Origin of the sequence: Paenibacillus sp. FSL R7-0128, from assembly GCF_038002245.1 — a bacterium.
GTDB classification, from domain to species: Bacteria; Bacillota; Bacilli; order Paenibacillales; family Paenibacillaceae; genus Paenibacillus_AQ; species Paenibacillus_AQ silagei.
In genome coordinates this window covers 1,644,864-1,660,015 of sequence record NZ_JBBOCD010000001.1, presented here as the reverse complement: position 1 = coordinate 1,660,015, position 15,152 = coordinate 1,644,864, and the positions used below count along the sequence as shown (strand labels likewise).

Annotated in this window: 8 protein-coding genes; all 8 read right to left on the bottom strand. The window is 46.8% G+C overall.

Features of this window, described 5'->3' with window-relative positions; genetic code table 11:
* Window positions 1–15: 15 nt before the first annotated feature.
* Genes NST26_RS06850 through NST26_RS06815 form a run of 8 tightly spaced genes read right to left on the bottom strand, consistent with a single transcriptional unit; the run spans window position 16 to window position 15,143 of the window.
* Window positions 16–4,956, bottom strand: coding sequence for an SDR family NAD(P)-dependent oxidoreductase (locus NST26_RS06850; RefSeq protein ID WP_051478217.1), 4,941 nt, complete (start codon window positions 4,954–4,956; stop codon window positions 16–18).
* A gap of 33 nt (window positions 4,957–4,989) precedes the next feature.
* Window positions 4,990–6,261, bottom strand: a complete 1,272-nt coding sequence (gene fabD, locus NST26_RS06845) for an ACP S-malonyltransferase (protein WP_340955274.1) — start codon at window positions 6,259–6,261, stop codon at window positions 4,990–4,992.
* A 24-nt stretch (window positions 6,262–6,285) separates the two neighbouring features.
* Window positions 6,286–7,338: an HAD-IIIC family phosphatase gene (locus tag NST26_RS06840; protein WP_036727807.1), complete on the bottom strand. Its 1,053-nt coding sequence runs from the start codon at window positions 7,336–7,338 to the stop codon at window positions 6,286–6,288.
* Between the two features lie 31 nt (window positions 7,339–7,369).
* Window positions 7,370–8,497 (bottom strand): acyl-CoA dehydrogenase family protein, encoded by a 1,128-nt coding sequence (locus NST26_RS06835; protein WP_036727805.1) that lies wholly within the window; start codon window positions 8,495–8,497, stop codon window positions 7,370–7,372.
* A gap of 30 nt (window positions 8,498–8,527) precedes the next feature.
* Complete coding sequence (locus tag NST26_RS06830) at window positions 8,528–8,767, bottom strand: acyl carrier protein (RefSeq protein ID WP_340955277.1); 240 nt, start codon at window positions 8,765–8,767, stop codon at window positions 8,528–8,530.
* A gap of 20 nt (window positions 8,768–8,787) precedes the next feature.
* On the bottom strand, window positions 8,788–9,648 hold the full coding sequence (locus tag NST26_RS06825; protein ID WP_036727801.1) for a 3-hydroxyacyl-CoA dehydrogenase family protein: 861 nt from the start codon (window positions 9,646–9,648) through the stop codon (window positions 8,788–8,790).
* Window positions 9,641–9,898: an acyl carrier protein gene (locus NST26_RS06820; RefSeq protein WP_051478215.1), complete on the bottom strand. Its 258-nt coding sequence runs from the start codon at window positions 9,896–9,898 to the stop codon at window positions 9,641–9,643. Before NST26_RS06820 ends, NST26_RS06825 begins: the two co-directional genes overlap by 8 nt.
* Before the next feature lie 4 nt (window positions 9,899–9,902).
* A complete protein-coding gene (locus NST26_RS06815; RefSeq protein WP_340955280.1) occupies window positions 9,903–15,143 on the bottom strand; it encodes an amino acid adenylation domain-containing protein in 5,241 nt (1,746 codons plus the stop codon).
* Window positions 15,144–15,152 lie beyond the last annotated feature (9 nt).

Here is a 15,152-nt window from a genome sequence, read left to right as displayed (position 1 = left end):
AGCATAACCTCCATTTTAGTCCAGTTCAAGTTCAAAATTGAAATCCCAGCTGTCTGCCAGCGGCTTTTGCTCTACAGCACGGGAGGTTAGGCTCCCGATATCCATGGAAGGGTCGTTCAGGGTTAATTCAATCAGCTTGTTGTACTCATCGGCTATGCTGCGGATCGTCTCCTCTTTATAAAGAGCCGTTTTGTAAGTAAAATTAATCCGCAGCTGCGCGGAAGTTTCCGTAACTTCAACCTCCAAGTCCATTTTGGAAGCAGTCTGGTCAATGGAATAAGGGACCAGCCTCACATCCTGGAACTGCCCCTGGATCTTAGTAGAATTTTGCAGTACGAACAAGGTGTCGTATAACGGGTTGCGATTGGTATCCCGCTGTATTCCCAAGGCGTTAACCAACTCATCGAATGGAAGCTCCTGATTATCATAAGCTTCCAAAAGACTCGTTTTTACCTCAAACAGAAAATCCAGAAAGCTCTTGCAGGGAACAGGATAGTTTCTTAGCGCCAGGGTGTTGACAAATAAACCAATGATCTTTTCCGTCCCCATTTGCGTTCTTCCTTCAATAGGAAATCCCACCACAATATCCTCTTGTCCGGAGAATTTGTTTAGCAGCACATAGTAGACAGACAGTAACACCATATAGAGAGTACATTCTTTCTCCGCAGCGAAGCTTCTCAGCCGATCCGTCGTCTTCCGGTCTACCTCGATAGAAAACATACGTCCTTCGAAACCTACATATGATGTTCTTACATAGTCCGTCGGAAGTTCCAAAGGCGGAGCCAGTGTTTGATACCGGCGGAGCCAGTACTCGGTTTGCCTCTTGAAGTACCCTTCCTTTTGCATCTCGCTCTGCCAGGTGGAATAGTCTTTGTATTGCAGCTCCAATGGAGGCAGCGTTCTTCCTTCGTAGCCGTCTCCCAATTCACCCAGAATAATTCCCCGGGAGGTTCCGTCGGTAACAATATGATGGATATCAATAAGCAGCAAATGCTCGTTCTGCTGCAACTTGATAAGCTTCGCCCGTATCAGCGGAGAAGTGCCTAAATTAAAACAGCTGATGAAGGGGCGAATACAAGCCTCAACCTCCATGCTGGTATCCTGGGAGAGATCCGCCCATTCAAGCCTAAAGCTGCACTCGCTGGATACTTTCTGTACTACCTCTGCTCCCTCAACTAAGAAATACGTTCGAAGGGTCTCATGCCTATGAATCAAAGAAAGAAAGGCCTTCTCCAATCTTTGGCGGTCCAGATCGCCATCTATCCTGAAGGCATCCAGCATATTGTAAGCCGTGTTATTTCTGCTGATGCTTTGCAAAAGAAATATTCTTTTTTGTGCAGCCGACACCGGATAATATTTCTGTTCCTTGGCTGGAACAATCGCCTTTAACATGGATAATTGTTGCCACAATGTCTCCAAATGTCCGGATAACTGATGGACGGTTGGATATCTGAAGATATCCGCTACCTCCAAGCTACAGTTCAGCTGATTCTGGATTCGGTTGATAATTTTGGCCGCAATGATAGAATCAACACCCAACTCAAAGAAGTTCTGGTTATAATCCACATGCTCATAAGATAAGAGCTCTCCAATCAGACTTCCGATCTTCTGTTCAATTGTCCGTGTTGCGGTCTTATTGTTCACCTGAATACGACTGTCTGCATCCGGCCTGAGCTGTTGCCGTTTATGAAACTCCTCGTTGACGGATTCCGAAAAACGGATCGGCAATTGTTCAGAGATTTCATACAACTCACATCCCCAATTTATCCTGCCCGGGATCAAATCGTGGACATTATGGTGCAGCACCCAGTCAAAATAACGTATGGCCCTCTCCAGTAACAGTGGCTCAAATAATTCTTTGCGCAGATTGGTTTGCTTGCATTCTGCCAGCCCGGTATCCGTCCATTCAGGCCACCTGATGTTAATAAACGGAGTCGATGCGCTGCAGCGCATACTCGCGTAACTGTTCATGTAACTGTTAGCTGCTGTGTAACCGGCAGCCCCGTATCCTCCGATCAGGGTCATGGCCGAAGAGAATAGACAGATAAAGTCAGGCGGTTCGTTACATGTCAGCCGGTCCAATATCCAAGTGCCCTGCACCTTAGGACGCAGGATTCCCCTAAGGCTGTCTTCCGACAACTCATGGATTTCTTTGACCATCCCGTTTCCGGCACAATGAACAATGCCATTCAACGGGCCATGTATCACCCTGATCTCCTCCATTATTTGCTTCATCCGGTCAAAATCCGCAATATCCGCAGCATAATGGATAATTGTACTGCCGGAGTTCTCCATCTGCTTAATCATGTCCATCTTTCGGGCATCCGTATCGGGAAGTCTGGAACGGCCGAGAAGAATAAGCCGGACTTTCTTTTTACCGCTCAGATACTTGGCCAGTTCCAGCCCGATCCCGCCAAATCCCCCGGTTATCAGATACAGCCCGTTTTCCTTTATCCCCACATTGCGTAATTCAGCATGGACGGTAGTCTCGGACATTGGGTTCAGCTCTTCATAATATCTTCTTCCAGCACGGAGAGCCGTTATGAAATAAGGTGACTGGCAGAGCACTTCACGCGTGATAACGGAAAGCTCAGTGGCATCGTCTATATCAATGCATTTGCAGCCCACCTGGGGAAATTCCCAATGAAATGACTTGGCAAACCCGTGCAAGGCCGCATTCACAGGTTGTACCAGGTCTGTTTGATTCACCAGATAGGCATACCGGGTAACAATGACCAATTCGGCCTCTTGGATTTGATTCATCTGAAACGTTCTAATCAGTGTAAGCAGATTGATAACCGGGTCTATCATGGATGTTCCCAGTTCCATATAATCATCCGCAGCGTTGACTGAGCCCACGGAAGTCATATGAACCAATTGTACTTTCCCGCTTATGCCGATTTGTCTGAACAGCCATTGATACCCCGTTCTATCACCTGTGATGAAGAACCTTTCCCCCTCCTTGGCGCAATAATCCGTTATCGTCACAGGAATTACATTCTCGGTATCTGCCTGCAATGATGCTAGAATCGCCCTCTCCCGCTCTCCGCCTCCGCCCAACACTATGGTGACTACATCATTACGGGCAGCAGCCGGCCGGTTCGGGCTCAGATCCTCCTTCCAGACCACCTCATAGCCATCCTGCATTTCAAAACACTTCCCAACCCGGCTATGTTCCGGTATTTGGATCCAGCACCGCTTCCGTTCAAAGGGGGTAACCGGAATTCTGACCCTATGCCTGCTCTGGCCTCTATATAGGGCGGAGAAATCAATCGTCATACCAGCAGCATAGCGCTGCGCAATAGTCTGAAGCGGCAGGGGGGCCTCTTCGCTGCAAGACAACGCCTGCTGTGTGAAGGCTTCCTCACCGCCAATATATATATCCGGTTCCTGAATCCACAAAGAATCATCCATGCAGTTCAATTGTTCCAGCTTTGACAGCAGATCTTCTTTGCTCTTAATAAGCATGGATAGTCTGTGTTTGTAATGCGTTCTGCCGTTGTTAGCTGTAAAACAGAGATCTTGGATATTCAATAAGTCTAAATGGGTTCGAAGGTGTTGTTCATATTGCTTCATTAGCTCAATCAAAGATTTCCTACTTTTTGCGGAAAGACAGAGAACATCGGGCAGTTCCTCCTCGCGAGGTGGAACGGAGGGCTCCTCCTCCACAACAATATGACAGTTGGTTCCGCCAATTCCAAAAGAACTGATCCCACTTCTTCTAGGCACAGCATTCCAGGGCTCGTTCCTGTCGCTGACATAGAGAGGAGAATCAATAAACCGGATTCTCTTATTCGGTTGCAGAAAATTTATTTGCTTGGGTATCACTTTATACTGCATAGCCAATATAACCTTGATCAGTCCCGCCAAACCGGAGACACAATTTAAATGGCCCAGATTCGTTTTGACTGAGCCGATGGCACAGAACTGTTTTTTCGAGGTATACGCTTCAAATGCTTTTCTGATTCCTAAAACTTCAATCGGATCCCCGATTTTGGTCCCAGTACCATGCGCTTCGATATAGGTAATGGTCTCTGGATCAATATCCGCATTCTTCCACGCCTTTCTGATGACATTGCCCTGTGCCTCCGCACTGGGAGATGTCAGGCCGATGGTTTTACCGTCCTGGTTAACCGCACTGCCCCTGATCAGGGCATAGATATGGTCCCTGTCTTCCTTCGCCTGATTGTAGCTCTTCAATAGAAGCGTAATTACACCTTCGCTCTCAACGGTACCGTCCGCTGAGGCATCGAATGTCTTCGTCTTGTTGAATTCCGACTCAATTCCAATCTTTACATCACTCTGTATCGGATCAGGCATGATATAAGCTCCACCGACGAGAGCCATGCTGCAGTCGCCTGAACGGATAGCTTGGCATGCCAGATGGAGGCCGACCAAAGAGGAAGAGCAAGCGGTGTCTAGGGTCATGGAAGGCCCTGTGAGATTGAGCAGATAACTCACTCTATTAGCTACTATAGCCGTTGCGTTCCCCGTCAAGAAATTTCCATACCCCTCCGGATCAACTTCTTTTGCAATCGTTGCATAGGCGGAATGATTCAAACGGACTCCCGCATAAACCCCCGTATCGGTTCCTGCCAATCGTTGTACGGCATAACCTGCGTCCTCAATTGCTTCCCAGCAAGACTCCAAGAACATCCGGTGGGTGGGGTCCATCACCGAGGATTCTTTGGGTGAGATCCGAAAATGACTGTTGTCAAACTGGTCTATATTTTGCAAAAAACCGCCCTTATTGTACCTAAGCTCATGATCATATCCCGCGGAATAATCCCGGTAAGCTTCAATATCACGCTTCCGGGCCAAAGGCAGGTCAGAGATGCACTCCTTCCCCTCTGTAATAACTCCCCACAATTCTTCCAGACTGCCGGCTCCAGGCACTTGCATAGCGATTCCGATAATCGCTATGCTCTCTTGATTGTATTTGTCAGATTTATTCATCCAAAGATGCTTCCCTCCTGCACTAAACCAGACTTAATGGTAAATAAAATCGGCGAACAAGGCTTTTGTACCGGTCTCTTCAAAAATTTGATCAAACCGCTTTACTCTAAGCTCCGCGGGAGTACGTTTAGTTTCAAATACACTCATCAGCATCGCAAGCGCTTCTTCCATGTGTTCCTTCGTCGGCATACTCTGCTCTTTCTCCAGTTGATCCTGAAGGGCTTGTATTTTCTCGTAAGGCATAATTACGCCGGTTTCGTATTCTTCGTTGTTGTCATTATTATTTTTTGTACAAACCGCGATTGCTAGGCAACGGGTAATCACCGTAAACTGATTGTCCTCTGGAGTGTTGACATGATGAGTCTGAAATTTATCCATTACGGAGTTGCGGTCGTCAATCTGACCAAAGGAGTAAGCCTGTACGTTGCTGCAGGTTGCCCTAATGACATTGGTCATGATGGATTGCGGTCCCATCTCAATATACAAATCTGTGCCTTGTCCAGACAAGTATTCCATCGTCTTGTCCCATTGAACCGGCTTGTACAGCTGCTCGGTCAGATTGGTGATGATTTGCTCTGAGGTTGTATATGGCATTCCGGTAACATTTGAAATGACAGGCCACTTTACGTCGTTCAGTGTAATTTTTGATATTTCTGCTCTCAATTGATCCGAGACATCCTTCAACAACCCGCTGTGAAAGGGAGGACTCGAAAACAACGGTGTAATCTGCACGTCGTCGGCAAGTTCAAGCAGTTCATTCTCCGCATCCGTGATAGCCTGTTCACTGCCGGCAATCACCTGCTGGTCTTTGAGATTGAAACAAGCAATAGAGACGGTATGTCCCAACCGGGACAGGCAATTGCATACTGCTTCCACCCGGGCTGAATCTAGTCCGTTCACCACCGTCATCCAGCTTGGATGTGTATCCTTGACATTCATCGCCAGTGAACCCCTTAACCGGACAAGCCGGAGGGCATCGGCAAACCGAAGCCCTCCCGAAGCAACCAAAGCTGAGTATTCTCCCAAACTGTGACCGGCCAAATACCTTGGTTCAAGTCCGACCTTATCCATAAAGGCCCTGAAGATGGCATAGCTTGCCGTCAATAAAGCAGGCAACATGTTCTCAATGGCATTCAGCTCCAAGACAGGCCCTTCAAAGCAAAGTTTTTTAATATTAAACCCCAGGATATCATTCGCTTCCTCGAATACTTCCCTCGCTACTGAATAGTCATCACAGAGTGTTTTGGTCATACCGACAAATTGCGATCCTTGTCCCGGAAAAACAAACGCCAGCTTGTTATTCATTTATTGCAGCTCCTTCGTCATTGGTTAATCATTGATGATAATGCTTACATAATCGGGCAGCTGAGGAATTTGATCCGTATTCCGCTCCATAATTGTACAATTCCCTTGTTGTTCAACTTCTTGGAACCCGGCAAATTTATAGGTAATCAGCATAGGCCTGTTCCGGTCATTGGAAATAAACTCTGCCCGCAGCTTCACTCCGGCGTTGGCAGCTTCCTGCATCAGATAGGTTAACATTATGCTGCCGACACCGCGCGACATGACACGGCAAGACATCAGCAGCAGCTTAATATTCCACACCTTGTCCTGACATTCCAGCAGGACAATACCGATTTTTCCATATGTGCCGTATTTGTCGCTGAGACCGGATATAATCAGCCTGTGGCTGTCCGATTTGATAAACTCTCTTAGCTCCTCATATGAATAGGTATACCCGGTAGTATTAAGCTGGTGTGTGCGGACAGTCAGCTCCTCGACTCGCTGTAAATCTGTTTCGGTTGCGGAAGATATTGTGAACTCCATATCCAAGGAAGCCAAAAAATCCTCCTGGGCTCCCTCAAAGCGTTCTTCCACCAGCTTACGTTCAATATCATCCTGATACATTTTCCGTCTAATCTTGGAATCTTCCGTAATAAAGACAGGGTGCAGCTCTGGTAGATCAAGCAGACCGTCCAGCCCTTCCGCTAGAATGCAGAAAACATCAGGATGAACAAACTGTACTTCATCCAATTCAAAAGGCTGGTCATCTATAAAGGCTATACTGTCCAGACTGATATTTAAGGATTTTGCAATTGTGCCGATGGAATCCGATTTATTATTCCAATTGATCTGCGGGTACAAGAAATACTCGTAAAGGCCCAAATCTCTTAGCTTTTGTTCCGCATCCGCATGATTGTTTTTACTGGCGACCGACTGCAGTATTCCCCGTTCATCCAATGTACGTATGATCTCGCTGACATTGTCCTTGACCGTAACTCCGAAACCTTCCAGCAGTACGCCATCCCACAGGGTATGATCCAAATCCCAAACGACACATTTCATTTTCAGCGTTTTGTGTGCTGCACCTGCAATACTCATTTCGCTCGTCGCCCCGTTTCTAATCTATTCTTCAGATATTCCGAAAGGCATATGTTGCAATCAAAATCTCATGCATTTCGTTTGTGCCTTCGATAATCTCATTGACCTTAGAGTCCCTGTAAAAACGCTCCACATGATACTCTCTGCTGAAGCCGTTGGCTCCGTGGATTTGAATAGCATCGCTGGCGACTTTGGATACCATGGTTGAAGCAAAATATTTTGCCACCCATGTTTCCATGATTGAATCTGGCTCTCCCGCTTCTTTTAAGCTAGCGGCATGATGGCATAAAGCTCTCGCCGCTTTGATGTTCGTTACCATGCCGGTAATCATTTTTTGAATCAACTGATGTTGTCTGAGCGATGCACCGAACTGCTTCCGTTTTCTGGCGTATTTTAAGCTTGCATTCAGACAGGCTTGGCCAAGTCCGACGCATCCCCATGCTATTGTAAACCGCCCATAGTCCAGCGAAGCAAGAGCTACGTGGGATAACCCCGTGCCCAAGCTGCCTACAAGATTTCCCTTCGGGATTCTGCAGTTCTTAAAGTCTATTTCGGCTATCATTGAAGCTCTTGCTCCCAACAAACCCTCAATCGGCTTTATCTCCAGGCCAATGTTATCTCTTTCAACGAGGAAGGCAGTGGGTAATCCCTCGACCTGGGCAAAAACCAAAAAAAGGTCGGCGATTTGCCCCATGGTCGTCCATTTCTTCGTTCCGTTTAAAACGTATTCATCCTGCTCCAGCGTTGCAGACATGGTAATATTTTTTGCATCGCTTCCAACAGTAGGCTCAGTAAGGGAAAAGGCTCCAATAACCTCTCCCCGGGCTAATTTTCGAAGCCACTTGTCCCTTTGTTCCGGCGTACCCCATTTTAAAATAGCGAGTGCAACCATCCCTTGAACCGTCAACAGGCTTCTTACACTCGAACAGCCTCTGCCGATCTCCTCATTTAATAAGCCAACTGTAACCATATCCAGCCCCAGGCCGCCGTAATCTTGAGGCAGCATAGACCCCAGATATCCCGCATCTGCAACCTTTTGCAGCAGCTCCGCTGAGATCTTTTCCTCTCGGTCATTCTGTTCCGCAACCGGAATCAGCTCACGATCGACAAACAGACTGAAGGATTCCTGCCATTTCAATTGAGAAGGTGTAAATTCCATTTCAAGGCCTCCCTGTATATTTAAAATTGATCAAACAGCCTTTTTCTGTTCTACGAACTGCGCAATGCTCTCAATGGATCTGAATTTATTCATGTCCAGGTCATTGTTTTCAACCCGGATGGAAAACTCTTTCTCCATGAACATAACCAGCTGCATTGCAAAGAGTGAGTTTACAAAGCCCAGCGCAAAAATATCTTCGCTATCAGATATTTCTCTTTTTCTATAAAACTTGCTTAAAAAACCTTTTGTTTTTTCCTTGATCTGTTCCATGTGTTATAACCTCGCTTTTTTTAGTATATAAAGAAACCCTGGCCCGATTTCTTCCCGGTCAGCCCTGCACTGACCATTCTCTTTAGCAGCGGACAGCAGCGATACTTCGGATCCTGAAAATCCTGATAGAGCACTTCCAGCGAATCCACTACCGTATCGAGGCCGATCAGGTCGGCAGTCTCCAACGGCCCCATCTTATGTCCATAACATCTCTTGAATATTTCATCCACATCATGCGCAGACGCAACCTGATCCTGGACAACAAATGCCGCTTCATTCATCAGCAGATGAGAGATACGGTTCGACACAAAACCCGGTGAATCCTGAACAATCACACAGTCCTTATCAATAGAGGAGAGAACGTCCTTCGTCTTCTCTATGGTCTCATCGGAGGTGTAGAATCCTCTTATTACCTCTATCGTTTGGATGAGGGGAACTGGATTCATAAAATGCGTGCCGATGACACGCTCTGGCTGCTTGGTCAATGCTCCGATCCGGGTTATTGAAATACAGGATGTATTTACAGCAAGAATGCAATCCTGTCTGACTGTCCGCGATAAAGTAGCATATACCTGCTCCTTTACCTCCCATTTCTCCGACACATTCTCTATAACAAATGTAACGTCTGCCAAGTGATTATAGGATGTTGTAAATTCGATTTGGCTCAATGCCTCTTCAGGCTTTACTGTGAGCTTGTCAGGATGGAACATAGTATACAGGCGGAGGCTGTTGCTGATTTCTTCCTTCGCTTTGGCCAGTATTTCTTCAGAGATATCAATCAGAATAACTCCATAACCATTCTGTGCAAAAGTTTGTGCAACGCCTCTTCCCATAACTCCTGCGCCAATCACACCGATTTTCCGTACACTTATTTCACTCATGGGAATCTTCCTTACGACGCGCAATATAGGTAATCAAGCTTTCCAACGTTTCAAAGTTCTCGGAATCGAAATCTTCATCTTTGAATTGAAATCCGAATTGTTCTTCAACAGCTAAGATCAATCTCAGCAGCCCGGCTGAGTTTAATCCGTAATCGGCCAAGCTGTCGTTCACTTGGATACTGTCAACGCCTTCAATGTTCAAGTCTTCCAGAATCGCTTTCAATTCCAGCAGCATCTGTTCGTCCCCCATGACTTTAACCTCCTTGTATTGTCTTCGAAGACTCCAAGACCATGTCTACCTTCTCAATCAGTCGCTGTTTCAGGCCTTCCATGGTTTCCTTTGCATAAACCAGTGAGTTGTATACAAAATTCACCTGATATTCATCTTGCGGAAGAATAACAATATTCAGGTTGTGGCTTGTCTCCTCATAACTGTGTATTCCTACCAAGCGGAAGGTGCTTTTCACCTTGGTAACTACCTCTTCCAAACGCGGATAATTCTCATATATAATCATGTGATCTATGATTATGTTGTCAATACCTGCGTTGCTAAGAACCTCACTGAGAGGAAGACAACCGAATTGTTCGGATGACAAGATAATCTCCTGAACGGAAGCGGCTGTTTCCGGCACTCCGGATGTTAAGACATTTTTGACTCGTACCGGCACAGCATTAATGAACATCCCCACCATTTGGTCAATTTCGCTGATCTCTGTGGGTCTTCCCGATATTACCAGGCCAAATAATGCCTCATTCGTCCCGCATATGTCTTGGAGGAGTAATCCCCATACTGTTAAAAACAATGCACTCTGCGTTACCCCTAAATGCTCGGCCAGCTGTTTTAGACCTTGTGTTCTGGCCTCCCCCAGAGAGGTTTGAATCTCTTCTTGAACATACTGCCGGGTCCCACCTCCCTTTTTGAATTTCGACAGCTGCGTCCCAGCCGTGGCACCATCCAGCGTATGTCTCCAGTACGCAATCGCTTCCTCCCGCTTGTTATACTTCTGGAACCATTGGAGGTAGTCGCGGAACAGCCGGGGCTCCCTCAGCCGAGGTGGATCTTGGACCGACAAGGCTTGATAGGTTTCAAAAAACTCCCTCATGATGATACTTAAGCTCCACCCGTCCAGGAGAATATGATGAAAGTTCCATATTAATAAATGCTTCGTATTGCTTCGCTTCACTAATACAATCCGAAGAGGAGGGGAGCTGCTTAAGTGAAATCTGGCATTTCTGGAGCTACAGATAATCTCTTGAATGGATTCAGACTGTTTCTCCTCGTCCATGCCTGAGAGTTCAATTATTTCCAAAGGAACCTCTGTCTCTTTCAGCACTATTTGAACGGGAACCTCGATAGTACGGAATGTAAATACTGATCTCAAGGTCGGATACCTCTTGATTAGAACAAGCAGACTTTCCTGAACCAGGTCATTCTGTATGGACCCTTCAAAATCAAAAGACATCTGATTAAAATACGAATTCTTCTCTTTATAGAGCATGGAATGAAACAAGATCATTTTCTGCGTCGGCGTAAGCGGGTACACATCTTCCAATTGAGCATTTATTCCCCCGGCAAAACGGCAGAGCCGTTCCAGCTTGTGCTCATTCAACCCTTGAAGGGTAAGATCGCTTGGGGTTAAGGTTTGCTGCTTTCTTTCCATGCAATGGACGATCATACCCGAAAGATTGTTCTTCATCACATCGGCGAACCGCTCCATGGTTGCCTGTCCAAGCTGATGCTTGTTATAGGTCATAGATATGGAGAGCTTTCCGCCGATATGGATACCTGAAATGTCGAGATCATGCTTTCGCTTCCAGCGAGGCGAGACCATTTCCCCCATAGAGATGCCGGAGAAATGAAACCCCTGATAATCAGACACGTCAAAATTCCCCAAGTAATTAAAGCTGACTTGAGGTTTTCGCGCTCTGTGTTCTCTTTTGCCGGTCCCGTAGTCAAGCAGCATACTTCCGATTCCTTTGTTCGGAACGGCTCTTAAGGTTTCTTTCGCCAGTTTGATATATTCGGAATAGTCGTCCGAGAGTTCTTTGACCCTTAATACAACCGGATAAATACTTGTAAACCAGCCGACTGTTCTGGAGATATCCGCTTCTTCAAACAGCTCCTGATTCCTGCCGTGCGATTCCATATCCACTGCAGCCTTGTCTACATTAAAGCACTGTTTCAGGGTTAATGCGGTCGCGGCCAGCAAGATGTCGTTGATTTCGGTGTTGTAAGCGTGATGGACAAGCTTCATCATTGCTTCCGTTTCGGCGGCAGACAACTCAAATTCAACCCTGGCAACATCCTGAAAGCAATAGCCCTTTCCTTCATGATTACTTGGCAGGAACGGTTCGATCTGCTCCTCCACTGCAGTCCAGTAATCCTTCTCCCTGTCAGCTCCGGGCAATTCAAAATACCTGTTCAGCCGCTGAATCCACTGCACATAGGAATCAGTTTTTCCAGACAAAATCAGCCCCTCACCTGCAATTGCCTGATTATAAAGGGTAGTGAAATCCTCCAGAATAATTCTCCAAGAAACCCCATCAACCACAAAGTGATGGATCAAAGCAGCTACATAATCTTTGTCTTTGCAGCGAAAATGCACTACCTGCAGCAACGGGCCATCAACCAGACGCATGGCTCTTTGTTTCCCATTCAAATGTCCCGTAATCCGCTCTTCTGCATGTTCAAGCTGCGACAGGTCCACCGTTTCAAAGGCAAATAAAGGGCGAGCACCGGGTTCTCTGATTTGCTGAACGGTACCTTGCTCATAGACGCGAAGAACACTACGCAACGCATCGTGATGTTCCATCAGTTTGTAAAAAGCCTGTTCTATACAAACTGCCCTCATCCGCTCGACTGAGGTTAAGAGTATGCCTTGGTTATAGTGATTGGCGATCTCCAAGGAGCATTCCTCCAGAAACCATTGCTGAACAGGTGACAATGCAGCCTCGCCGGAAACGCTGTCATAGTTGTCCAGCTTCTCCGCCGGCTCCATGTGGTTACTGATCTCCCGGATGGTGGGAGAATGAAAGAAGTGCTTTAACTCCACCTTCCAGTTTTTTTGCCTTAACTTAGAAAGAATTTGTATAGCCTTGATCGAGTCTCCGCCCAACGTGAAAAAGTGGTTGTCTATACCGACCTCAGCCACCTTAAGGACATCCTGCCACACCCCGGCCATAATCCGCTCCGCTTCGGTTCTGGGCTGGATCACACCCTGTTCCCTCATTAAGACTGGGGAATTCTCCATTAATTGTTTTCTGTTGACCTTCCCGTTACTCGTCAGAGGAATCTCCCTGATGCGTGAGAAGAAAGCCGGAAGCATATAGTCCGGGAGCTGCTGCCCTAAGTGCGATCTGATATCCGTAAGGGTTAATTGATCACTGCCGGTAAAAAAAGCATGCAAGTACCTGCTGTCTTCCCCGTCCTTCATATCAAGGACAACTGCATTCCGCACCCCGCCCAGCTTCAACAACTGGTTCTCGATCTCTCCCAACTCAATCCGGTGTCCTCTGATCTTCACTTGCTGATCTATCCGGCCCAAATAGAGCAGTTCGCTGCTTTTTGACCATTTTACCAAATCCCCTGAACGGTACACCCTCGATCCGTGTTGAAAGAGATCCGGAATGAACTTGTCCTCTGTCAGTTCTTCACGGTTTAAATATCCCCGGGCAACTCCTAGTCCGGCAACCAGCAGCTCTCCCGGAATTCCTTCCGGCACCAGCTGCAGGTCTTCATCAACAACATAGGCAGATAAAGTGGGAAGCGGCCTCCCTATATTGGAATGTCCCTTCGAGATCTCCGTTTCCGTAATCTCTTTATAGGTCACATGAACAGTTGTTTCCGTTATGCCATACATATTGATCAGTTTGGTTGCCTTATATTTGTTATGCCAGTCCCGGAGAATTGAGGGATTCAGCGCTTCCCCGCCGAATATGACATAGCGCAATTGCGATAGACCTGCATCATGATAGCTCTCATCTTCCCGAATCAAGGTATGAAAAGCCCCCGGAGTCTGATTCAGAACGGTTACCCGCTTCTCTATAAGCAGCTTACGAAAGCGGGGAGTATCCCGGGCAACCTCCTTGGGGACAATGATCAGATGCCCTCCGTTCAGAAGCGGGCCGTACATCTCCCATACAGAGAAGTCAAAGCTGAAGGAATGAAACATGGTCCATATATCATCATTATTGAAATCAAACAGGCTTTTGTTATTGCTCAGCAGCCCCGCCACATTTCGATGTTCAATCATGACCCCCTTCGGTCTGCCAGTCGATCCTGAAGTGTAGATCACATATGCCAACTGCCCTGGATTCCGATCAGCTGGCTTAGAAGCGGTCTCCGGTTCTTCATTCAAGCGGGCCAAGTCCTCGGTATAGATGACGGCTGCTTGTCCTGATTCTCCCCCTGTATCTGCGAACCGTCTGCTTGTGATAATGACAGGGGACCGGCTGTCTTCAATGATTTCCTTCATTCTCGCCGCCGGCATTTCCGGATCAATCGGCAGATAAGCTGCACCCGATTTCAATATTCCTAACGCAGCTGCCACCAAATCAATGCTTTTATCCAGCTTCACTCCAACTATAGTTTCCTGCGGAAGGTTGAGCTTGCGAAGCTGCCGCGCGTATACATTTGCCAGCTGATCGAGTTCTTTGTAAGTCAATGAGCTGCTGTCGCAGGTTATGGCAACCCGGTCTTGGTAACACTCGGCAACCCGTTCAAAGAGTTGGTCGATGGTATGGGCCTCCGGGTATTCTGACGCCGTCTCATTATATTCGGTTATTATCCGCTGCTGCTCTTGGTTCGTTAACAGTTGAACATCCTTCAATAACGTATTGGTATTGCTCAGGACCTGCTCAAAAAAAACATTTAACTGACCGAAGATACGGCGAATAGTACCGGCATCGTAATATCCGGGATGAAATTCGATATCCAATGCAATACGGCCGCAATCATCCGAATAAAAGGAAAAGCAAAGGTCCGCCTTCCACTTTTCAAGATAATGGATATCCCGGTGAACGACTAAGGCGGGCAGAGACATCTCCGGTAGAGGGTGAAAACCCGAATCCGGGCTATTCAGGGCCTGCTGCAGCGTTTTTCTCACACCGTCCATATAGGATTTAAAGGTCATCTCCCGCTTTAAATGAAAACATACAGGGATAAGCAACTTTTTGACAACATCAACGTCCGGTTTATCCCACTGATTCATTAGCGGAGTTACAGCAATAACCTCGGAAACCCTTCCATATTTGGACAGCAAAAAAATGACTCCCGCATTCAGCATCATAAACTCTGCGTAGGGAGATTTCTTGGTGATCCGTTTAATTTCGTTATTTATTGCATCCGGAAACAGGAACGTTTCAACTGATGAAGGATAATCGGAACTGCCAACGTGTACACAATCTCGTGGAAAACCGCTTACTTTCTCCACCAGCGTTTGTTTGTCCTTCCAGTAGTATTTGCCATCCCCTGGATATGCATCTTCTAATTCCATCTCATTCCC